Raw genomic sequence first — 22,587 nt, 5'->3', positions numbered from 1 at the left:
GTCGTGAGGGAAGGCGGGAGAAAGGGGTGAGGCCGGGACGGCGGGGGACCGTCCCGGCCTCGGGGCTCCGCGGGGCGCGAAGTGGGTGGGTGGCGCGCCCGCGGACTCGGGGAGGCTCTACTCGTCCACGCTGTGGTGGCGGCCCTGCCGGCTCCCGCGGACGCGCTGGACCAGCGCGGCCGGCTTGAGCGCGGCGAGGGAGAGCTTGCGGGTGCGCACCTGCGCGGCGATCACCGCGGTGGCGAGCAGCGCCGTGAGCACGCCCGCGGGGACCGCGGAGTACTGCACCGCGTCGCCGGCCGGCGGCAGGCTGGGCATCGCGTGCGCGGCCAGCGCCGTCGTGCCGCCGTTGAGGCTGACCTGCTGCGCCGGGAGCGACCCGCCGTCAGCGCCGTTGCCGCCGTTGCCGCCGCCGCTCACCGGGACGGCCGCGGTGTCGGACGACTCGGCCTTCCGCGCGGACTGGGGCCGGGCGTCCGGGGTGGTCGCCGCGGTCTTGCCGGCGTCCGCCTCGGCCTTCCGCGCGGCCGCCTGGTTCCCGGCCGGGGTGAGGCCGAACAGGGTGGCGAGCGACTGCTCGGCAGCCGCCGGGGCCTGCGCGGGAGCCTGGGCGGCGTCCTCGGCGGGGGCGGGGGTGGGGGCCTCGGTGGGGGTCAGGGCCTGGGCCTTGGCGGCCTCGGCGTCCTTCCGCTCCTTCACCTTGGCCGGCAGGCCGTATCCGACGATGTCGCCCTCGTCGCGCACCTGGCGCTTGACGAAGATGCCGTCGGAGTTGCCCTCGATCGTGTGGACCTTGCCGTTCTCCCCGGGCTTCTCGACGATGCCCACGTGATCGATGTTGTCGATCTCCTTGGAGCCGCCCCAGTCGAAGAACACGATCGCGCCGGGCTCGGGCTTGTCGGTCCAGGCGCCCTGCTCCTTGAACCAGGCCGCGTGGTAGGGGGTGTACGCGAATTCGCCGACGTATTCCTGCGCCCCGACCTTGTGGCCCGCCCACGTGAGGAACATGTCGCACCACGCGGCGTTCTTGAACACCGGGTCCTTGTCGATGTTGACGCTGTACCAGTCGCCGAACTTGCTGTAGCCGCCGGGGCCCTCGGTGTACCCGATCTGCTCCGAGACCACTTTCAGCATGTTTTCAGAGATTGGATCCATGAAAAAAAGCCGTTGCTCCTCCTTGGCCGCCTACCGGGTTAGCTGACGGGTTCGGGCCAGGAGTAGCCCTACCGCTGACGTGCGGATTCACCCCAATGGAACCTGGGTCCCCGGCTCCCGCTGACGCGGGACTCGGCGGTCGGCCGGGCGCCTCCGACGAAGGCGTACACCCGACCTGTGTCCGGAACTGTAATAACGTTTCGCCCGATTTGCCAAAACGGGATAGGTAAAATCCAAAAAGGATCTACCTTGCCACTCCGGCGATCACGGCGTCGTATCACGGTCCGGAAAAGATCGTCGATCTCCGTCACATCACGGTTCGGCGCATAAAAAAGATCTCGCGGGAACCCCGGTGACACCGGGGTTCCTGCGAGATCGCGGGGACGGTGATCAGGCGCGCGCGGCGAGCTCCGGACGCGCGCTCTCGGCCGCCGGACCGGGCTCCTGCGGGCGGCGGCGCCCGCGCCCGCGGCGGGCCCGTTCCTTTACCTCCTCGACCAGCGTGTAGAGGGTCGGGACGAGCACCAGCGTGAGCAGCGTGGAGCTCACCAGGCCGCCGATCACGACCACCGCGAGCGGCTGCGAGATGAACACCCCGCCGCCGGTCAGGCCGAGCGACATCGGCAGCAGCGCGCAGATCGTGGCGACCGCCGTCATCAGGATCGGCCGCAGGCGGTGCCGGCCGCCCTCGATCACGGCCTCCCGGATGCCCATGCCCTCGGCGCGATACTGGTTGATGAGGTCGATGAGCACGATGGCGTTGGTCACGACGATGCCGACCAGCATGAGCATGCCGATGATCGCCGCGACGCCCATGGGCGTGTCGGTGATCCGCAGCAGGCCCAGCGCGCCGGTGGCCGCGAACGGCACCGACACGAGCAGGATGAGCGGCTGGATCAGGCTGCGGAACGTGGCCACCATCACCAGGAACACGATGGCGATCGCGGCCAGCAGGGCGATGCCGAGCTGGGCGAAGGACTCCTGCTGGTCGGCGCTGACGCCGCCGATGGAGGCCTTGGCGCCCTGCGGCAGGGTCAGCGCGTTCACGCGCTCGGTCAGGTCGGCCGTGACGGTCCCGAGGTCGCGGCCCTCCGGCTTGGCCGTCACCTTGGCGGCCCGCTCGCCGTCCACGCGGCTGAGCTGCGTCGGGCGGCGCACCTCGCGCACCGTCGCGACGTCCTCCAGGTCCACGGTCTTGCCGGTCGGCGAGGTGATGTCGAGCTTGCGCAGGTCGGCCGCCGTCTCCGGCACCACGCCCGAGCGCAGGTACACGTCGCGCTGCTCGCCGCCGACCAGCGCGCTCTGGCGGGTGCCGTTCAGCGCCGTCTGCACGGCCTGGGCGATCTGGGCGTCGCTCAGGCCCGCCTCGGCCGCCTTGCGCCGGTCCGGGGTCACCGAGACGCCCGGCTCCTCCGCGGCCAGGTCGCTGGCCACGTCCGCGGTGCCCTGGACGCCCTTGACCGCCGTCACCACCTGCGCGGTCGCCGCCTCCAGGCTCTCCTGGTCGGGCGCCTGGACCAGCACCTCGATCGAGGTGCCGAACCCGCCGCCGCCGGCCTCGCTGATCTGGAGCGTGCCCACGCCGTCGAGCCCGGCCAGTTTGCGCCGCAGCGAGTCCTCGAACGCCGTCTGGTCGATGTCCGGCTTGGTGTTGATGGTGTACCGGGCGCGGTTGCCGCCGCCCCCGCCGAACACGCCGCCGCCGTTGCCGCCCACGGTGACCTGGTAGTTGTCGACCCCGTCCAGCTCTCTGACGGCCTGCTCGACCTTGCGGGCGGCGGCGTCGGTGGCCGCCAGGGACGTGCCGGCCGGCATCTGCTGGGTGACGTTGAGCGTGTTCGCGCCCGCGTCGCCGAGGAAGTCGGTCTTGAGCCCGGAGGTCAGCCCGAACGTCCCCACGAAGATCACCAGGGCGACCACGATCGTGATCACCTTGTGGCGTACGGCGAAGCGGATCACCGGCACGTAGGACCGCTGCAGGAGGCTGCGCCGCTCCTTCTCGTCGGCGCGCGCCCGGATCTCGCGGACGGCGGCCTCACGCGCGGCGGGGTCGTCGCCGGCCTTGTCCAGCGCCTTGAGGACCGCGCGGCCGGGCTTGAGGAACCAGTACGCCAGCACCGGGATGATCGTGAGCGACACGAGCAGGGAGGCCAGCAGCGCGATCGTCACCGCCACCGCGAACGGCCGGAACAGCTCGCCGACCTGCCCGCCGACCAGGCCGATCGGCAGGAACACGGCGACCGTGGTGATCGTCGAGGCGGTGACCGCGCCGGTCACCTCGCGCACCGCCGTGAGGATCGCCGGTCCGCGCGCCTCGCCGTACTCCAGATGTCGCTTGATGTTCTCCAGGACCACGATCGAGTCGTCCACCACGCGGCCGACGGCGATGGTCAGGCCGCCCAGCGTGAGGATGTTCAGCGAGTGGTCCCCGGCGTACAACCCGATCATCGCGATGAGCAGCGACAACGGGATCGACACGGCGGTCACGAGGGTGGACCTGAAGGAGAACAGGAACAGCAGGATCACGACCACCGCGAAGATCAGGCCGAGCAGGCCCTCGTGCGTCAGCCCCTCGATCGACTCCTGGATGAAGGGGGCCTGGTCGGTGATCACGGTGAGGTCCGCGCCCGGGCCGAGCGTGGTGCGCAGCTCGGCGACCTTCTCGCGGATCTCCTCGGAGATCTGCACGGTGTTGCCGTCGCGGGTCTTGGTGACCGAGATGCCCAGCGTGGGCTGGCCGTTCGTGCGGGTGTACGCCGTGGCCTTGGCCTCGATCATCCGTACGGTGGCCACGTCGGCGAGCTTGACCGGCTTCTTCGGCGCCTGCGGCGGCAGCCCGGGGATCATGGGGGAGGGCGCCGGGGCGAGGTAGATGTTCTCGATGTCCTTGACGGAGCGGAAGGAGCGGCCCACGTCGATGGACAGGGCGCGGCCGTTCGCGTCGAGGCTGCCGCCGGGCAGGACCAGGCCGTTGGCCTGCAGGGCCTGCGTCACCGTCTGGTTGTTCAGGCCCTTGTCGAACAGCTTCTCCGGGTCGAGCAGGATCGAGACCTCCTGCTTGCGCACGCCGGTGACGGTCGCGTCGCGCACGCCCTCGATGCCCTTGAGCGCGGGGACGACGGCGCTCTCCAGCCTGCGGGACAGCTCCTGCTGGGTCATGCCCGCGCTGGCCGCCATCTGGATCACCGGGAAGTCGTCGAAGCTGCCGGCCTGGACGACGGGGTCCACGTTGTCCGGCAGCCGCCCGGAGATGCGGCCGATGGCCTGCTGGATCTCCTGCACGGCCCGGTCCAGGTCGGTGCCGTACGCCAGCTCCACCTGGACGCTGGACATGCCCGTCCGGGAGGTGGAGGTGATCGTCTCCAGTCCCTCGACGCCCTTGATCGCGTTCTCGATGGGCTCGGTGACCTCACGCTCCACGACATCGGGGGAGGCCCCCTGGTACGGCGTGGCGACGGCGGCGATCGGGAACTCCAGCGAGGGGATGAGCTCCTGCCGCAGGGAGGCGGTCGCCACGAACCCGAACGCCATGACCAGGATGGTCGCCAGCGCGATCAGGCTGCGGTTGGCAAGGCTGAGCCCGGCCAGCTTCGACATGGGGATGTCCTCGTGTTGTGCGGATGACACGGTTGTGCGTATGACACGGTGTGCCCTGAGGGCGCGGCTGTACGGCTCGCGCCGTCCGGGCGCGGGAGCGGCAAATTACTTCGCTCCACACTGACTATACGGGCGAGGCGTTGCATCAGTTCCGGAGCGGGTACCTTTAGCCGGGCACAGAGAGGTGTTGATGGAAGAGAAGGACGCGCTGATCGACGCCATCGAGCGGTCGGAGCGGCAGTTCCTCCGCCTGAGCGCGCGGGAGCGGTCGGTCGGGCTGATGGCGCTGGATCTGACGATGCAGCAGCTCAAGGTGCTGATGGTGCTCCAGATGGAGGACAGCGTCCCGGCCAACGACCTCGCCCGCCGCCTCGGCGTCGGCCTGGCCACCGCCACCGGCATCGTGGACCGCCTCGTCGCCCGCGGCCTCGTCCGGCGCCGCGAGGACCCCAGCGACCGGCGCGTCCGCCGGGTCGAGATGACCGGGGAGGGCCTGCGGGTGATCCAGGAGGTCTCCGACGCCGGGCGCGAGCGCAAGCGGCGCGTCCTGCACCGCCTCGACACCGGCACGTTGCGGGACCTGGCCCGGATCATGGACGAGGTGTACGCCGCGCTGGAGGCCGACGTCGCCGAGTCCGGCGAGGACCGGGAGCTCGACGTCTCCTGACCCGCCGGGTAAGAAGGGTTTCCGGTTGGATGTCCGGAAGGTCCCTTCGCCGTCCGCCCGCCGGTGCTACGTTCCCGATCATGACCCGCTTCCCCCGTTGGTCGGAGATCCCGCAGGCCGCGCCCACCGCCGAGATCGATCCCGACGTGCCCAGCCCCGCCCGCATGTACGACTACTTCCTGGGCGGCAAGGACAACTTCGCGGCCGACCGCGCCGCCGGCGACCGGGTGATCGCCGCCGCGCCCGAGGTCCTGGCCGCCGTCAAGGACAACCGGGCCTTCCTGCGCCGCGCGGTCACCCACCTGGCCGGCGACCTGGGCATCCGGTACTTCCTCGACCTGGGGGCCGGCCTGCCCACCCAGGGCAACGTGCACGAGATCGCCCGCGCCGCGCAGCCGGACAGCCACGTCGTCTACGTGGACAACGACCCCATCGTGCTCTCCCACGGCCGCGCCCTCCTCGCGGGCGACGCGCACACCCGGGTGATCCAGGGCGACGTGCGCGACCCGGCCGCGATCCTGGCCGACCCGAGCGTCGCGGCGATGTTCGAGCTGGGCGAGCCCGTCGCGGTGCTGTTCGTGGCGGTGCTGCACTTCGTCTCCGACGAGGAGGACCCCATGGGCGTCCTGGACACCTTCCGCGCCGCGATGCCGCCGGGCAGCCACCTGGTCATCACCCACGCCAGCCCCGGCGGCAACCCCGGGGGAGCGGCCGCCGCCGCCGAGGCGTGGCGGCGCAGCACCGCGAACATGCACCTGCGGTCCCCGGCCGAGATCGCCGCCTTCTTCAAGGGCTTCGAACTGCTCGACCCGGGCCTGGTCCCGGCCCAGCGGTGGCGCGCCGACGCCCCTCCGCCGACCGGCCAGGGCGTCTTCCTCGCCGGGGTCGGCGCCCTCACCTGAGCCGCGCCGAGCCGCGCCGCGCCGGCCGCCCCCTGGCCGTACGGCGGGCACGGCCGTACGGCGGCACGGACCTCGCGCCGGCCGTACGGCGGCACGGACCTCGCGCCGGCCGTACGGCGGCACGGACCTCGCGCCGGCCGTACGGCGGCACGGACCTCGCGCCGGCCGTACGGCGGCACGGACCTCGCGCCGGCCGTACGGCGGCACGGACCTCGCGCCGGCCGTACGGCGGCACGGACCTCGCGCCGGCCGTACGGCGGCACGGACCTCGCGCCGGCCGTACGGCGGCACGGACCTCGCGCCGGCCGTACGGCGGCACGGACCTCGCGCCGGCCGTACGGCGGCACGGACCTCGCGCCGGCCGTACGGCGGCACGGACCTCGCGCCGGCCGTACGGCGGCACGGACCTCGCGCCGGCCGTACGGCGGCACGGACCTCGCGCCGGCCGTACGGCGGCACGGACCTCGCGCCGGCCGTACGGCGGCACGGACCTCGCGCCGGCCGTACGGCGGCACGGACCTCGCGCCGCGCCCGCCGTACGGCACGGGGGACGCGTCGTGAGGACGGCGGGCTCAGCGGGTGTCGTCGTCGTGGTCGGGGTCGTAGTCGGTGGGCTCGGCCGGGAGGGTGTAGCGGCGGTTGACCAGGTCGGCCACGCGCTCACGGGTCTCGCGGGGGTCGCCGCCCGCGCGCTCCACCTCGGCGACGTGCCCGGCCAGCTCGTCGTCGCCGACCTTGTCGCGGATCCAGGACGAGTAGTCGCCGCGTTCCAGGTGGTGCAGCCAGGTCTCGTCGTCCACGCCCTCGGCCAGCTCCAGGAACATGTCGAGGTTGCGCGCCCGCAGCTTCAGCCGGTCGTCCGGGCCGGTGAAGTAGAAGCTCTTGTCCCGCGACATCGTGCCCGCGGCGTACTTGCGGCGGTGCCGGGTCCGCTGCACCCGGGCCGGCAGCAGCCGCACCGCCTGGGCCGCGCCCTCGGCCGTACGCCACAGGACCAGGTCGGCGTCGTCCCAGCCGGGCGCGGGCTCCGGCGCGGGGCGGTCCAGGGCGCCCGCGAACGCGGACAGGGTCCGCTCGGGGTCGTCCCCGACGGCGACCACGGTGTCCACCTGCGTGAGGGCGGCGGGGCTGATCGACTCCGGGTGCACGGTGATCATCAGGAGCGCGCCGACGTCCTCGGGAGAGCGCAGCGGGATCTCGCCCAGCTCGGCGGGGAGCAGATGGTGGGCCTCGTCGAGGATCACCCAGTGCGGATGGCCCAGCCGGGCGCGCAGCCCGGCGAGCCGGGGCAGCAGCTCGGCGCAGAAGGCCGGCCGGTCGCGCAGCGGCATGCCCAGCAGGTTCACCACCAGGCTCTGCCGGGGCGGCTCCAGCAGCCGCAGCGCCTCCTCCACCGTCGGCACCCGCTCGGGGTCGCCCAGCACGTTCGCGTCGGGGTACTCCGCGTAGTCGCCCTCGGGGTCGATGATGCAGCACTGGTACCCGCGCGAGGTGAGCCGTTCCAGCAGCGCCGTCGCCGCCGTGGACTTGCCGCTCCCCGACGGCCCCGCCACGACCACGCCCGAGCCGTACGGCGCCAGCCGTACCTCCGACTCGTCGCGCGTGTGGCCCAGCACGACGTCCCAGCGGGAGACGTCCACGTCCGCGAGGTCGTCGTCCAGGAGACGTTCGGCCAGCTCGGTCACGCCCTGCCCGTCGGGCCGGGCCAGCACCAGGTCGCAGGCGTCCTTGAGCGAGGGGAGCGCGTCGGCGACGGCCACCCCGCACTCGGCGGCGGACAGGAAGGCGTGGTCGTTCTCCGCGTCGCCCACCCCGACGACGTTGTGCGGCGACATGTTCAGCCGCTCCAGCGCGGCCGCCAGCCCGCTCGCCTTGTTCACCCCGGGCGGCAGCACCATCACCGCGCCCTTGTTGTAGATCACGTGGAGCTCCAGCCCCATGTCCCGGATCGCCTCCAGCACCGCCTTGTCGTACGGCTCGCGCGTGGCCACGATCACGTGCCCCACCCCGAGCGGCGAGGCGCACTCGGCGCGCAGCCGCTCCACGAACGCCGGCGGCGGGGGCGCCGCCAGCGGCTGTACGGTCCGGTGGGCCGGCTCGTACAGCACGCCTCCGTTCTCCGCGACGATCAGGTCGAACAGGTCGCAGTGCGGGAACACCCGGAAGAGGTCGTCCAGCTCCCGCCCGGTGACGAGGATGAGCTTCCGCCGCGATCGCGAAACCCTCTCCAGCGCCCCGATCGTCTCCTCGCCCACGGTCCCGCCGTGCGCGATCGTCCCGTCGTAGTCACAGGCCAGCGCGTGATACCGCATGCCAACCCGGTTCCCGCCCCACCGGTTTCACACCCGCGGGCGCGGGGGGACCCCCGGCCGCCGGGGCGAACGCCGAGGTCATCCGGCACGCGGCCGGGACCGATCGGCCGCCGGGACGGGCGCGGATCAGTCGCGCCGGGCGCGGAGGACGACCTCCAGCTCGAAGCGGGTGTCGGGGTCCTGGAGCTGGTCGCCGAACAGCTCCTCGATCCGGCGCAGGCGGTAGCGGACGGTCTGCGGGTGGACGTGGAGGCGGGCGGCGATCTCGGGTGCGCCCCGGCTGTGCTGGAGCCAGGCGAGCAGCGTCTCCGACAGCCGGTCGCGCTGGTGGGGGCGCAGGTCGGCCAGCGGGGCCAGGCGGGTGGCGGCCAGGAGGTCCACCAGTTCCTCGGAGTTGTGCACGATCAGGTCGATCATGTGGTCCTGGCAGCGGAAGACGCCCGAGCCGTTGGCCCCCGCGTCCCTCCGCGCGAGCTGGAGGCCCAGCCTGGCCCAGTGGAGGGAGCGGGCGGCCCTGGAGACGGGCATGGTCGGGCCGACGGCGGCGCGCCAGCCGCGCAGGGCGCGGTCGAGCATCTGCGGGCGGCCGGGCCCGTCGGGGTCGGGCACGATCAGGCAGGGCTGCGCCCGGCCCAGGTCGGACAGGACGTCGGCGGGGAGGGCGGGCATCTGGAATCCGGCCTCGTCCAGCGCCACCGCCGCGACCGTGCGCGGGACCTGCCACTGGGCCAGGCGGGCCAGCTCGGCGACGGCGTCGCGCGGGGCGGCGGGCTCGGCGAGCAGGAGGTCGAGCAGGCGCAGGCGGCGGCGCTCCATCTCCCCGGCGGAGCGGGCGCGCATCTTGGCGTACCCCTCGGAGGCCGCGGCGGCGATCTCGTCCAGGAACACGAAGATCGCCTCGGCGAGCGCGCCCACCGTGCGCGTGGTCAGGTTCAGGCGCTCGCACTCCTCGGTGAGGCGGCGGCAGGCGATGCGGGACGCGGTGCGCATCGCCTGCTGGAGCGAGTCGAGGCTGCGCCCCTCGGCCGCCTCGACCTTGCCCAGCGTGTGGAACACCTCGGCGACCCGCTCCCGGGACTTCTCCGGCTCCCGGACCCACACCATGAACTGCTGCACGGCCTGCTCGACGCCGAGCCGGATGTGGTGGCCGTACGCCTCGTCGCCCGGCCGGGCGTACTCGGCGATGCCCGCGTAGATCTCCTCGATCATCTCCTCGGAGATCGCGGCCATGTACGGCTTGAGCCGGTCCACCACCTCCCTCGACAGAGCGGGCCACGGCGCGGGCGGCGCTGACATGCGGACCTCCCCGGGGGAAAGCTCTCGCGGTCAGCGCACGGTACCCCGCCGCGGCGGGCGCATCTGCGTGCCCGCACTCACACTCTCGCGGCCCCTTTGTCACCCGGGTGACAAGCCGCCCGCCGCGCCCGCCGCGTTCACAGCTCCAGCAGCGAGTCCCAGAACCACGTCTCGTAGGCGTGCAGCAGCCGGGCGGCGCGCACGGCCTCGGCCGGGTCGTCCCCGGCGTCCAGCCCGGCCTGGATCACCGCGGTGGCCTGGGCGGCGAACCCGGGCGGCGGGGCCGAGAAGAACCGGAAGAACTCCACCGCCTCCTCCGCCAGGCCGTACGGCCCGGCCAGGATCTCCGCGACCCGCGCGCAGTACCCGCCCCACTCGTCGAGGTTGGTGAGCATGGCCGTCACGATCGCCGAGCGCGGGCCGTACGCGGCGCACTGGGCCACGAACGCCGGGTAGGCCTGCGCGGACGGGTGCGGCTCGTAGGCGGTCAGGTCCGGCTCGGCCCAGCCGAACGCGCCCGCGAAGCGGTGCAGCAGGGTCAGCGCCCGGCCCTCCCCGGCCGCGAGCCCGAGGAACAGGTCCCCGGCCGGGTTCTCCGGGAAGCGCGAGGCGAGCAGCGAGAAGCTGCGGCGGTCGCTCACCAGGATCCGGTACTGCTCCCCGGCCAGCCGCCGCAGCCCCGCCTCGGTCACCCGCCCGGCGGCGAGCTCCTCCAGGAACCGGTTCGGCTGGGGGCGGGTGCGGGCCCGCGCGGCTTCGATGATCTCTTCGGCCTTCATGCCCTCCAACCCAGCACCCGGCCCCGGGAGCGTCAAGCGGACGCGGCGGCCAGGTCCAGGAACAGCGCGGCCGACCAGCCGAAACCGCTCGTGGCGCGGGCGGCCCTGGCCCCGGTGAGCGGGTTCCAGTACTCGTAAAGCCCGCCGCCGTCGCGGACCATCGCCAGGGTGCGGTCCGCCAGCTCGTCCGCCGTGCCCGCGTGCCCGGACCGGCGCAGCCCGTCGATCAGCAGGTGGTTGACGTTGAGCCAGACCGGCCCGCGCCACATCGCGTCCGGCTCGAACAGCGGGTCGCCGAACGCGACGGTCGGCACCGGCCGCTCGCCCCAGAAGGCCGGCGAGCGCAGGTCCGCCACCAGCCGGTCCGCGATCTCGGCGGGCAGCCGCCCGGTGAACAGCGGCATCAGCTCCAGCGGCGTCCGGGTCTCCACGACCGTCTCGTACGGCGACCCGCCCGCCGCGATCGTCCGGAACCGCGTGCCGGACCAGCGCCGCCGTACCAGGAGGGCGGTGTGCTCGCCGGCGCGCTCCCGCCAGCGGGCCGCGTCGGCGCCGCGGCCCAGGACCTCCGCGATGTCGGCGAGCCGGTCGTACTGGTGGGCGAGGTAGGAGTTGAGGTCGGGCGGCTCGGCGCGGGGGCCGTGGTCCCAGATCGGGCTGTCGTCCAGGCCGGAGGAGTAGGGGTGCAGGTATTCGGGCAGCCCGTCCCCGTCCGGGTCCGAGTGCGTGAACCACCACTCCTGCGCCCGCGCCAGCGGCTCGTAGACCTCGGCCAGGAACGCCGGGTCCGGGTCGGCCTCGTGGATCTTCCAGACCGCCCAGGCCGTGAGCGGCGGCTTGGTCACCGGGACGACGCCGCCGATCGGCCCGTCGCCCTCGCGCGCCCCGCCGACGTGCTGGGCCAGCCGGGCGTGGTCGGACCGGGGCAGGTCGGTGGTCTCGGCGAGCACGCCGTGGTCGTGCACCACGTCCGGCAGCAGCCCGTCAGGGAGCTGGTGGCCGAGCAGGACGCGGAGCTGCTCGCGCGCGAGCTCCGGCGCGCCGTGCCGCAGGCCGACCGCGTGGAAGCAGGCGTCCCAGTTCCACAGCCCGACATATCCGTACTTCGAGGGCACGAGCGCCTCGTGCCCCCGGATGTCCACCAGGTTGACGCCCAGCGTCCACCACGCCTGCTCGGCCCGTTCCCGCAGGTCGGCCCGTACGGCGGGCATCCGCGCGAACCACGCGGCCCACCGCTGCGCCGCGCGGGCCAGGACCGCGGGGCCGTCATGGCGCGCCGAGCCGGACAGAGTGCCGGACAGAGTGCCGGACAGAGTGCCGGACAGAGTGCCGGGCGGTGCCCCGGGCGGGCCGCCGGTCAGGGCGAGGCAGCCGTCCACGGCCGCCCCGCCGCCGTCCCAGCGGGCCTCGAACCCGGGGCCGGGGGCGGTCAGCACGAGCGTCTCGGCGTCGGCGAACGCCAGGCACGCCCCGCCGTCGAACTCCACCCGGTCCGGCGCGGCCCGCCGTACCCGGGCCTCGGCCCCGCCGGCGAGGACCCGCAGGCCCGTGAGCACGGTCGTGTCCGCGAGAGGGGTCTCGTAGAGCGCCCGCGCGATCCGCAGCGAGCCGTCGTCGCAGGCCATGACCAGCAGCCGGGACCCGCGGTCGGTGAAGGGGCGCTCGCGCAGGTCGAGCGTCATGGACACGGACATCAGCGACCTCCCAGGCCGGAGGCGGCCATCGAGTTGATGATGCGGCGCTGCCCGATCAGGAACGCGATCAGGGTGGGCACCACGGCGATCGCCGAGGCGGCCAGGATCAGGCCGTACTCGACCGCCCCGTGCTCCCCGGAGAACCGCTGGAGCAGCAGCGGGAGCGTGGCCAGTTCCTCGGTGTTGAGGAAGACCAGCGGCATCAGGAAGGAGTTCCACGAGGTCAGGAACGTGATGATGCCCAGCGCGCCCAGCCCGGGCCGGATGTTGGGCAGCACGACGCTCCAGAAGATCCGGAAGCGGCCCGCGCCGTCGATCCGCGCCGCCTCCTCCAGCTCCACCGGGACCGCCCGGATGAACTGCCGCAGCAGGAACACCGCGAACGGGTTGGCCACGGCCGGCAGGATCAGCGCCAGGTGCGAGTCCACCAGGCCGATCCTGGCCAGCATGAGGTACAGCGGCACCAGCGTGACCTGGATCGGGACCATCTGGGTGGCCAGGAACAGCACGAACAGCACGCCCGAGCCGCGGAACCTGATCCGCGCGAAGGCGTAGGCGGCCATCGCCGACGTGAGCAGCGTCAGCGCCACGGTGACGACGGCGATGTAGAGGCTGTTCCAGTAGGCCCGCCCGAACGGCATCTTGCCCAGCGCGTCGGGATAGTTCTGCGGGCGCCACGGGTCCGGCAGCCAGTCGAGCGGATTGTTGATCATCTGGTGCACGCCCTTGAAGGACGTCAGCAGCATCCAGACGAACGGGAACAGCATGGCGAGCCCGCCGAGCAGCAGCACGGCGTGCAGCGCCGCCTGCCCGGGACGGACGCGGCGGGGCGTGCCGGGCGTGCCGGGGGTGGGGGTGATCGCGGCCATGTTCTCGCGCCCCTAGGAGTCGTAGTGGACGAGGCGCTTCTGCGCCGCGAACTGGACGAGCGTGACGAGCAGGGTCAGCACCAGCAGGAGCAGCGCGGCGGCGCTGCTCGGGCCGAGCTGGAACTCGCGGAAGCCCAGGCGCCATACGAGGTACACGATCGTGCGCGCGCCCTCGTTCTTGTACGGGTCGACCAGCACGTAGATCTGGTCGAACGCCTGGAGAGAGCTGATCACCGCGACGATCGTGGAGAAGAAGACCGTGGGCGAGAGCATCGGCAGCGTGATCGACCTGAACGTGCGCCAGGGGCCGGCCCCGTCGATCCGGGCCGCCTCCATGAGCTGCGGCGGGATCGTCTGGAGCCCGGCCAGGAAGATCACCACGTTGAGCCCGAGCGAGGACCAGATCGTCACGATGGAGATGGAGACGATCACCCACTGCGGGTCGAACAGCCAGTCCGGCCCGCTGATCCCGAACCAGCGCTCCAGCGAGGTGTTCAGCACCCCGTTCTCGTTGTCGGCCAGGATGATCTGCCACATCAGCGCCGCCGCGACCGAGCTGGTCACCACCGGCAGGAAGTACAGCACCCGGTAGACGTGCGCGGCCCGGCCGCGGATGCTGTTCAGGCCCACGGCGATGGCCACCGCGAGCCCCAGCCCGACGGGGACCGTGATCAGCGCGATCTTGATGGTGTTCCAGGTGGCGTCCAGGAACGCGGGACTGGTGAGCTGCGCGCCCAGGTTGTCGAGTCCGACGAAGGTGACCGGGCCCAGGCCGTCCCACTGGACGAACGCCAGCACCAGGGCGAACGCCAGCGGGAAGGCCAGGAACAGCAGCAGGCAGAGCACCTGCGGCGCCAGGAAGAACGCGGCCCACCAGCCGTCCCGGGTCCGCACGCCCCGCCCGGCGGGCGGGGCGGCGGCGGCCCGGGGGCGGGCCCGGGTGAGGAGGGCCATGACTCAGCCCTTGTGGTTCTCGACGAGCTTCTGCAGCTCGGTCATGCCCTGGTCGAACGGCAGCTTGCCCTGCCAGACCTTGAGCAGGTGCTCGTTGATGGCGAACGTGAGGCCCGGCACGGCGACCTCCTCGGGGTAGTTGGCGAAGCCCGTGTCGCGCACGTCGATGAAGGTCTTGGCGTGCTTGGGGTAGCCGCCTTCGAGCACCAGCGACTCGGCGCCCTTGACGGACGGCACCGCGCCGCCGCTCTTGAGCCGGATGAGCTGCCCCTCCTTGCTGACGAACTCGGTCAGGAAGGTGAAGGCCTCCTTCGGGTGCTCGGTGTCCTTGTTCAGCGCGAGGTAGGACGCCGCGACCGCGCCGGGCATCGGCTTGCCGTCGGGGGAGGGGAACGGGACGATGTCGTAGTTGTCCTGCTCACCGCCCTTCTTCACGATGTCGATCATCCACCGGCCGCCCGCGTAGAACCCGGCCTTGTGCTTGACGAACTGGGTGTTGGCGCTGTCGCTCTCCGGGAGCAGGTCCACGCACAGGAACGTCTTGTCCTGATATCCCTTGGCCAGCGTCTCCAGCGCCTGCCGGGTCTTGGGGTCGGTGGTGGCGACGAACTTCCCGCCGTCCCACACCTTGCCGCCGAAGCCGCCGACGAAGCTGTAGGTGGAGCCGTACCAGTTCCAGAAGAGCGACCCGGCCTTGCCCGCGGCCTTGAGCCGGGCGTTCATGTCGAGGTACTTGGCCATGGTCCACTGGCCGGCCTCGTGCAGCGCCGCCGGGTCCTCGGTGATCCCGGCCGCCTGGAGCGCCTTCTTGTCGTACCAGAGCACCTCGGGGTTGGTGTCGTTGGGGACGCCGTAGATCGTCCCGTCGCGCTTGGCCCCGCCGTACAGGCCCTCGCCGAAGTCCTCCGGACGGCTCTTGGAGTCCGGGCCGGCCAGCTTGTCGTTGAGCGGGGTCAGCACGCCCGCGGTGACGAACTTGCCGATGTTGTCGTCCCCGACGAAGATCACGTCCGGGGCGGTCTTGCTGGTGAGCTGGGTGAGCAGCTTGGGGTGGTAGTCGGCGTACTTCGGCACCGACTCCAGCTTCAGCTTGATGTTGGGGTGGCGCTTCTCGAAGTCCTGGGTGAACTCCTCGTACAGCTTGATGTCGTCGGCCGAGCCCCAGGTGGACCACCGGATGGTCACCTTGCCGCCGGATCCGCCGTCCTGCCGCACGCCGGGGCCGGTGCCCCCGCCGCCGCTGCACGCGGCCGCGGCCATCGCCGTCAGGGCGAGTACGGCTAACGCACGCTTCATGGTCTTACTCCTTCGGGGGATGGTGCGTGGGGCTAGGCGAGGCCGCCGCCGTCGACGACGAGGGCCGAACCGGTGACGTAGCTGGAGGCGTCGCTCGCCAGGAACAGGACGGCCTGGGCGATCTCCTCGGGGGAGCCCGCGCGGCCCATCGGCCGGTCGGCCGCGTCGGCCGCGAACGCCGCCCAGTCCTCGCGGAGCTGGCGCGCCTCCTCGCGCAGCATGGGCGTGTCGGTGTCGCCGGGGTTGACGGAGTTCACCCGGATCCCGTCCCGCGCGTGGTCGATGGCCAGCGCGCGGGTCATGTTGACGACGGCGGCCTTGGACGCGCAGTAGGAGATCGCGTTGCCGCCGCCCTTGAGTCCCCAGCCGGAGCCCGTGTTCACGATCGAGCCGCCCTCCGTCATGGCGGGGATCGCGTACTTGCACATCAGGAACACCGAGCGCACGTTGACGGCCATGACCCGGTCCCACTCCCCGGCGTCCAGGTCCAGGACGGTGGTGCGGCGGATGATCCCGGCGTTGTTGAACAGCACGTCCAGCCGGCCGAAGCCGTCCACCGCGCTCTTCACGACCCGCTCGCAGTCGGCCGGGTCCGAGACGTCCGCCGGTACGGCGAGCCCGTCGGCGCCGATCTCGGCGGCCGTCGCGGCGGCGCCGTCGGCGTCGATGTCGGCCACGACGACCTTCGCGCCCTCGCGGGCGAACAGCAGCGCCGTGGCGCGGCCGATCCCGGACCCGCCGCCCGTGACGATCGCGACCTTTCCGGCAAGGGTGTTCATATGTGCTCCTCGTTCGCCGCGGCGACGCGGTAGATCGTGCTCTCGCGGTATCCGGTGATCACCTGGACGTGCCCGCCGAGCCTTCTGTCGGTGTCCTCCTCGCCGGTGTCGGCGAGGAGCGGCCGGCCGCCGAGCGCGGCCAGCTTCTGCTGGGTGGCCAGCACGAGCAGGTGCCGCACGGCGCGCAGCACCCGGGGCGAGAGCTGCTGGTTGCCCCGCCCCAGCAGGAACCCCTGGCCCCCGATCACCGACAGGACGGCGACCGCCTCCCGGCCGGTGACCAGCTCGAACAGCTCCCGCTCCGAGACGTCGGCGGCGACCAGGCGGGGGCCTTCCCCGCCCGTCTCGACGACGTCCACCCCGAGCAGGGTGGTGGGCAGCCCCAGTTCCCTGCCCACGGCGGCGGTGGTCGCGCCCGGGCCGAGCACGTAGCGCACGCCCGGCCGCATCCGCGACACGACCTCGCGGGCGATGCCCTCGGCCGTGCCGGGCGCGAGGGTCCCCGAGCCGGTCTTGCGCCCCGACAGCCGCTCCCGCGCGGCGGGCACCCGCAGCGTGCCGTAGAGCCGGGCGGAGACCAGGCCCGCGCGGTACGGCTCCTCGTCGAGGTCCACCACCTCGGCCTCGGTCAGCCCGCCCGCGCCCCGGCGGCCCGGGGACGCGGCGCGCTCGCCGTACTCGCCGTACTCGCCGTACTCGGCGGCCAGCAGCCCCGCCGCCGCCGGGCTCACCGCGAAGCAGCCGGAGTAGACCTTCACCCCGGCCGGGATCCCGAGCACCGGCGGCGCGGCGTCCCCCAGCTCGCGCACGGCGTCCAGCACGTCCCGCGCGGTCCCGTCCCCGCCCGCGAAGAGCAGCAGGTCCACGCCGGACAGGGCGCGCACGGCGGCCCGGGTGTCGGCCGCCGTCGTCCCGGCCACCTCGTCCCACGCCACGGCTCCCGCGCCCGCCGCCCCGGCCCCGCCGTCCGCCCCGGCCCCGCCGTCCGCCCCGGTTCCGCCGTCCGCCCCGGCCCCGCCGACCTCCGCGATGGCGGCCGGGACCGGCGCGAGCCGTACGGCGGCGCCGCCCGCCCCGCCGGGCGCGGGCCGTACGGCGTCGGCGGGGGGCGCGATGAAGACCAGGTCGTGGTCGGCCCCGGCGGCCCAGGCGCTGTGCTCGCCCATCGGCCCGGGGACCGTGACCAGCCGGGTGCCCGGGCGGCGGGCGAGCAGGGCGCGCACGGCCTCCGCCGCCCGCGCGCCCGCCCGGGGGGCCGCGCCCCGGGCGACGGCCTCGCGCTGCACGTCGTCGCCGTCGCTGCCCTTGAGCCCGGCCGGGCCGCCCAGCCCGGCGACCGGGTTGACGACGAGGCCCGCGGTGAACGCGCCGGACACGATCAGCCTTCCGACCCGGAGCCGGACAGGTGCTTGCGGACGTAGGCGCGCCAGGTCGGCGCCCACCGCTTCGGGTCGTCCAGCGCCGTCGGGTCGATCTTGTGGATCGTCTGGTTGTACGGCGCCCCCTTGACGAACTCCGGATCCCGGCGGGCCTCCTCGGCGACGTGGGCCAGGATCGCGGCGTACTCGTCGAGGTCCTCCCGGGAGTACGACTCGGTCGGCTCCAGCGTGAACGGCTCCGGCACCAGGTAGGGGTGGTGGCTGGTCCAGTAGTGCACGCCGAAGTCGGCGGCGCGGACCCCGATCTCCTCCGAGTGCACGCCGGTCTCCTCGGCCAGCTCCCGCCAGGAGTAGCGCACCTGCTCGACCCGCCGCTTGTCCCACGGCGCGGACGCGCCCGGGATCTGGAGGATCTGGTGCATCAGGTAGTTGTTGTTGAGCACGGCGGTCTCGGCCACCTCGCGCAGCCCCTCCGCGCCCAGCGCCATGATCCAGGCGTACGCCCGCACGATGTTCGGCGTGACCCCGAGGAACGGCCGGATCTTGCCGACCGACCGCTCCGGCGTCTCCAGCCCGTACCGCTCGCCGTCGAAGGAGACCACCGGCCCCGGCAGGAACGGCTCCAGCTCCGGGGCGACGCCGCACGCGCCGGCCGCGGGGCCGCCGCAGGCGTGCGGGGTGGAGAACGTCTTGTGCAGGTTGAAGTGGCACAGGTCGAACCCGGCGTCGCGGGCCCTGGTGATCCCCAGGATGCCGTTGGCGTTGGCCTGGTCGTAGCAGGCCAGCCCGCCCACCCCGTGCACCAGCTCGACGAACTCGCGGATGCGCGGGTTGAAGATCCCGGTGTCCTCCGGGTTGGTGATCATCAGCGCGGCGGTGCGCGGCCCGACCGCGGCGCGCAGCGCCTCGATGTCGGGGTACCCGTCGGCGTCCGGCATCAGCGTGATGACCTCGTACCCGGCGGTCTTGGCGCAGGCCGCGTTGGACGGGTGCGAGAACATCGTGGTGATGACCTGGTCGCGGTGCCCCTCGCCGCGGGCCGCGTGGTAGGCGCGGATCATCGCGATGTTGGCGTAGATCGCGGCCGAGCCCGAGCCCGGCTGCAGCGACACCCGCGACATCCCGGAGATCTCGGCGAGCATGCGCTCCAGCCGCCAGTAGATCTCCAGCACGCCCTGCACCGTGTCCTCGTGCTGGAGCGGGTGCAGCTCGGCGACGGCGTTCGCGAACGTGTCGTTGACCTTGGGGCTGTACTTCATCGTGCACGTGCCCTGGCCGACGTCGATGTTGAGGTCCACGCCCAGGTTCTCCTGCGACAGGCGCAGGTAGTGGCGGAGCACGTGGAGCTGCGACATCTCCGGCAGCGCCGGCGGGTTCTCGCGCCGCACGCCCTCGGGCAGCTCCACGGGCGGGGCGTCCGGAGCCGGTACGGCGACGCCGCGGCGGCCCGGGTGCGACAGCTCGAAGATGATGGGCTCGTCCCAGCGGGCCTGGTGGAAGCGGCGCAGCGGCGGCTTGGGCGCGACCGGCAGGTCCGCGAACGACTCTCCGTGGGAACTCACAGCGCCTCCCGCACGGCCGTGGCCAGCCGGTCGATGTCCGAGATGGAATGCCGCTCGGTCACGCAGACCAGCAGCGTGCGGTCGTCCAGCGGGACGCCGCCGTAGATGTCCCGGGCGCGCAGCGCGTCCAGCAGCGCGCCCGCGGACGGCACCCGCACCGCGAACTCGCGGAAGTGGATCGCGTCCTCGTGCAGCACGGTCGCGCCGGCCGCCTTCAGCGCGTCCATGGCGTACCGGGTGCGCGCCAGGATGGTCTCGCCCACCTCGCGCATGCCCCGCGGCCCCATGAGCGCCAGATAGACCCCGGCCGTGATGCCCCACAGGGCGGCGGCCGTGCCCACCCACTCCTTGCCCTCCTCGCGCAGCGCGAAGGAGGTGCGGTCGTAGAACACGTCGCCGAAGCCGTACTCGCCGGGCACCTTCGTGGGGGCGATCCCGAACAGCCGGGAGGGGAACTCGGCCACCAGCGGCTCGTGGTCCTGGGTCGCGATGTACCCGGCCTGGCCGCCGCCGTGGTTCTGGTGGATCCCGAGCGACTGGATGTCCCCGCACGCGATGTCCGCGCCGTACGCCGCGGGCGGCGCGAGGACGCCCAGCGAGATCGGGTCCGCCCCGACGACCAGCAGCGCGCCGTGCGCGTGCGCGAGGTCGGCCAGCTCCCGGCCGCGGGTCTCGACCACGCCGTAGACGTTCGGCGTCTCCAGGTAGACCGCGGCGTACCCCGCGTCGAGGGCGACCTCGCCGATCTCGCCGTTCCCGGCGACCGGGGCCAGGACGATCTCGATGTCGGGGGCGAGGAAGTCGCGCAGCTTGCTCAGCTTGTCGGCCGCGATCGCCGAGGTGACCAGCACCTTGCTCCGCCCGGTGTACCGGCAGGCCATGCGCAGCGCGGTCCCGGCCGCCTGGAAGCCGTCGTACGTCGGGACGTTGACGACGTCCATCTCCAGCAGCTCGCCCATCATGCTGACGTACTCGAACAGCGCCTGGAACCGGCCGTGGTCCTCGTACGGCTCGCCCGCGTACGCCGTCAGGAACTCGCTGCGGGAGTTCACCTCGTCGCACACGGCCGGGACGTGGTGCGGGTAGCAGCCGTGCCCGAGGAAGCTCAGCGCGCGCGTGGTGTCCGTGGTCCGGTCGAGCAGGCCGCGCATGTGGCGGACCAGGTCGTGCTCGGCCACCAGCGGGGCCGGCAGGTCCAGCGGCCGGTCCAGGCGCAGGTCCGGCGGGATGTCGGCGTAGAACTCCCCGACGCTTTCCGCGCCGATCGCGGCGAGCATCGAGGCCCGCGCGCCGGGCTCGGCGTTGGGGATGTAGGGGTGGGTCACTTCTCTCCTTCGATCCGCAGCACGATCGCGTCGCGGCCGGCGAGCACGATCTCGCCGTCCAGCCGCCGCCGCGACAGCAGGTCGAACCCGGCGGCGGGCAGCGCCAGCCGCGCCGGCTCGGTCGTGTGGTTGAGCAGGAACAGGTAGCCGCCCCTGCGGGTGGCCTCGACCCCGGGCGGCACCGCGGCCACCGGGGCGACGCCCGTCTCCGCGAGGGCGTGGTCCAGGATCGGCGTCACGTCCTCGGGCAGGCAGCTCACGTAGGTCGCGCCGCCCTTGCGGGTGATCGCGGGCAGCCCGTCCAGCTCCCCGCCCTCGTAGCGGGCGACCACCTCGGCGTCCAGCACGCGGACCCACTCGGCCCACGTGCGCGCGGTCAGCCGCGGCTCCCCGCCCTCCGCGGTCCCGGGCCGCACGGCCCCGGGCACGAGGCGCACGGACTGGGTCTCGCCGTCGGGCAGCGGCCAGAACTCGTCCACGGCGACGCCGAGCAGGTCGCGCAGCGGGCCGGGGGCGCCGCCCTCGTGCACCTGGTCCGCCGCGTCCACGACCCCGCTGAACGGGCCCACGATCAGGCGCCCGCCGTACGCGGCCAGGGCCTTCGCGTGCTCCTCGGTGCACAGGTAGAGGTTGGGCACGATGACCAGCCGGTAACCCGACAGGTCGCGGCCGGGCGGGGCGAGGTCCACGGCGACGCCGCGCTCGTGCAGCGGCCGGTACCACGTGAGGAGCAGATCCTTCAGCCGCAGCCGGTCCGACGGCATGGACTCCGGCGCCTCCAGGCCCCACAGGCTCTCCCAGCCGAACACGATCGCGACGTCGGCGTCGGTCCCCGTCCCGGCGATCTCGTGGAGGTTCCGCAGGTCGTCGCCCAGGCGGAGGGTGTCGCGCCAGCCGCGTGCCGCGGTGCCGCCGTGGGGGAGCAGCGCGGAGTGGAACTTCTCCGGGCCGTACTTGGCCTGCCGCCACTGGAAGAACATGACGCCGTCGGAGCCGTGCGCGAGGGCCTGGAGGCTGTGCAGCCGCATGACGCCGGGCGGCTTGGGCGCGTTGACCTCGCGCCAGGACACCGCGCTCGGCGCGGACTCCAGCAGCAGCCAGGGCCGCCGCTTGAGCGAGCGCATCAGGTCGTAGCTCAGCGCCGTCGCCACGTGGGACGCGGGGTCGGCCGGGTCGGGGTAGGCGTCGTCGCTGACCAGGTCCTCGGCCTCGGCCCAGCGCCAGTAGTCCAGGCCGGGCAGGAGGCTCATGAAGTTCGTGGTGACCGGAACGTCCGGGGTCAGCTCGCGCAGCACGGCCTTCTCCGCCTCGAAGCACTCCAGCAGCGCGTCGCTGCAGAACCGGCGCCAGTCCAGCAGTTGCCCGGGGTTGATCGGCCCGGGGGCCTTGCGGGGCGGGTTCACCTGGTCGATCGAGGTGTAGTGCTGGCCCCAGCAGGAGGTGCCCCACGCCGCGTTGAGCCCGGCGACGTCGCCGTGGCGCTCGGTCAGCCAGCGCCGGAAGTGCCGCGCCGACTCCTCACAGAAGCATTCGAGCGTGTGGTCGGCGTACTCGTTGCCGACGTGCCACATCGCCAGCGCCGGGTGGCCGCCGTAGCGGTCCGCCATCGCGCGCGCCAGCCGTACGGCGTGCGCCCGGTAGATCGGGGAGCTGGGGCAGTAGCCCTGGCGGGAGCCGAACTCCAGGCGGGTGCCGGCCGCGTCCACCGGCATCGCCTCCGGGTGGTCGCGGACGAGCCACGGCGGGGGAGTGGCGGTGGCGGTGGCCAGGTCGGCGGCGATCCCGTGGGCGTGCAGCAGGTCGAGGACCCGGTCCAGCCAGCCGAAGTCGTACTCGCCGGGGCGCGGCTCCAGCCGTGACCAGGCGAACACGGCGACCGTGGCCATGTTCACCCCGGCCTCGGCCATCAGCCGGGCGTCCTCGGCCCACACCTCCTCCGGCCACTGCTCGGGGTTGTAGTCCCCGCCGAACAGCAGGCCAGGCACCCGCGTCAGCACGCCGCCACCTCCTCAATGTGACAT

General features: G+C 73.2%; 16 protein-coding genes and 1 riboswitch. Of the genes, 2 read left to right on the top strand and 14 right to left on the bottom strand.

The genetic code is table 11. The features are described 5' to 3' along the window. Positions 1 to 117: 117 nt before the first annotated feature. Together D5H75_RS18665 and D5H75_RS18660 are read right to left on the bottom strand one after the other, a co-directional pair. Positions 118 to 1,134 carry a CHAP domain-containing protein gene (locus D5H75_RS18665; RefSeq protein WP_242454349.1) on the bottom strand — a complete coding sequence of 339 codons (1,017 nt, stop codon included), beginning with the start codon at positions 1,132 to 1,134 and terminating at the stop codon, positions 118 to 120. A gap of 33 nt (positions 1,135 to 1,167) precedes the next feature. Continuing rightward, a riboswitch (cyclic di-AMP (ydaO/yuaA leader) is annotated at positions 1,168 to 1,303 on the bottom strand. A gap of 242 nt (positions 1,304 to 1,545) precedes the next feature. Then, positions 1,546 to 4,782, bottom strand: a complete 3,237-nt coding sequence (locus D5H75_RS18660) for an efflux RND transporter permease subunit (protein WP_242454348.1) — start codon at positions 4,780 to 4,782, stop codon at positions 1,546 to 1,548. 160 nt (positions 4,783 to 4,942) lie between these two features. Here D5H75_RS18660 and D5H75_RS18655 point away from each other — a divergent pair, with 160 nt between their 5' ends. Together D5H75_RS18655 and D5H75_RS18650 are read left to right on the top strand one after the other, a co-directional pair. Then, on the top strand, positions 4,943 to 5,419 hold the full coding sequence (locus D5H75_RS18655; protein WP_119927748.1) for a MarR family winged helix-turn-helix transcriptional regulator: 477 nt from the start codon (positions 4,943 to 4,945) through the stop codon (positions 5,417 to 5,419). Between the two features lie 80 nt (positions 5,420 to 5,499). Beyond that, positions 5,500 to 6,321 (top strand): SAM-dependent methyltransferase, encoded by an 822-nt coding sequence (locus tag D5H75_RS18650; RefSeq protein WP_119927747.1) that lies wholly within the window; start codon positions 5,500 to 5,502, stop codon positions 6,319 to 6,321. 572 nt (positions 6,322 to 6,893) lie between these two features. Here the strand turns inward: D5H75_RS18650 and D5H75_RS18645 are convergent. From D5H75_RS18645 to D5H75_RS18590, 12 genes are all read right to left on the bottom strand, one after another. After that, a complete protein-coding gene (locus D5H75_RS18645; protein ID WP_119927746.1) occupies positions 6,894 to 8,633 on the bottom strand; it encodes an HAD family hydrolase in 1,740 nt (579 codons plus the stop codon). 126 nt (positions 8,634 to 8,759) lie between these two features. Next, complete coding sequence (locus D5H75_RS18640; RefSeq protein WP_242454347.1) at positions 8,760 to 9,929, bottom strand: PucR-like N-terminal domain-containing protein; 1,170 nt, start codon at positions 9,927 to 9,929, stop codon at positions 8,760 to 8,762. Between the two features lie 137 nt (positions 9,930 to 10,066). Then, on the bottom strand, positions 10,067 to 10,708 hold the full coding sequence (locus D5H75_RS18635) for a thiaminase II/PqqC family protein (protein ID WP_119927745.1): 642 nt from the start codon (positions 10,706 to 10,708) through the stop codon (positions 10,067 to 10,069). 32 nt (positions 10,709 to 10,740) lie between these two features. Then, positions 10,741 to 12,402, bottom strand: coding sequence for an amylo-alpha-1,6-glucosidase (locus tag D5H75_RS18630; protein WP_119927744.1), 1,662 nt, complete (start codon positions 12,400 to 12,402; stop codon positions 10,741 to 10,743). After that, entirely contained in the window at positions 12,402 to 13,271 is an 870-nt protein-coding gene (locus D5H75_RS18625) for a carbohydrate ABC transporter permease (protein WP_119927743.1), read from the bottom strand. Before D5H75_RS18625 ends, D5H75_RS18630 begins: the two co-directional genes overlap by 1 nt. Positions 13,272 to 13,283: 12 nt before the next feature. Further along, complete coding sequence (locus D5H75_RS18620) at positions 13,284 to 14,225, bottom strand: carbohydrate ABC transporter permease (RefSeq protein ID WP_119927742.1); 942 nt, start codon at positions 14,223 to 14,225, stop codon at positions 13,284 to 13,286. A 3-nt stretch (positions 14,226 to 14,228) separates the two neighbouring features. Further along, on the bottom strand, positions 14,229 to 15,521 hold the full coding sequence (locus D5H75_RS18615) for an ABC transporter substrate-binding protein (protein WP_119927741.1): 1,293 nt from the start codon (positions 15,519 to 15,521) through the stop codon (positions 14,229 to 14,231). A 32-nt stretch (positions 15,522 to 15,553) separates the two neighbouring features. After that, positions 15,554 to 16,300, bottom strand: coding sequence for an SDR family NAD(P)-dependent oxidoreductase (locus tag D5H75_RS18610; protein WP_119927740.1), 747 nt, complete (start codon positions 16,298 to 16,300; stop codon positions 15,554 to 15,556). Continuing rightward, the gene (locus tag D5H75_RS18605; RefSeq protein WP_202638283.1) at positions 16,297 to 17,676 is read right to left on the bottom strand and encodes an ATP-NAD kinase family protein; all 1,380 of its coding nucleotides are present in this window, start codon (positions 17,674 to 17,676) and stop codon (positions 16,297 to 16,299) included. Before D5H75_RS18605 ends, D5H75_RS18610 begins: the two co-directional genes overlap by 4 nt. 2 nt (positions 17,677 to 17,678) lie before the next feature. Beyond that, complete coding sequence (gene gcvPB, locus D5H75_RS18600; protein WP_119927738.1) at positions 17,679 to 19,241, bottom strand: aminomethyl-transferring glycine dehydrogenase subunit GcvPB; 1,563 nt, start codon at positions 19,239 to 19,241, stop codon at positions 17,679 to 17,681. Then, positions 19,238 to 20,566 (bottom strand): aminomethyl-transferring glycine dehydrogenase subunit GcvPA, encoded by a 1,329-nt coding sequence (gene gcvPA, locus D5H75_RS18595; protein WP_119927737.1) that lies wholly within the window; start codon positions 20,564 to 20,566, stop codon positions 19,238 to 19,240. The genes gcvPB and gcvPA overlap by 4 nt, the downstream gene beginning before the upstream one ends. Next, the gene (locus D5H75_RS18590) at positions 20,563 to 22,563 is read right to left on the bottom strand and encodes a beta-galactosidase (RefSeq protein WP_242454346.1); all 2,001 of its coding nucleotides are present in this window, start codon (positions 22,561 to 22,563) and stop codon (positions 20,563 to 20,565) included. The genes gcvPA and D5H75_RS18590 overlap by 4 nt, the downstream gene beginning before the upstream one ends. Positions 22,564 to 22,587 lie beyond the last annotated feature (24 nt).

It is taken from the genome of Bailinhaonella thermotolerans (assembly GCF_003594875.1).
GTDB lineage: Bacteria > Actinomycetota > Actinomycetes > Streptosporangiales > Streptosporangiaceae > Bailinhaonella > Bailinhaonella thermotolerans.
This window is presented reverse-complemented; position numbering and strand designations above follow the sequence as displayed.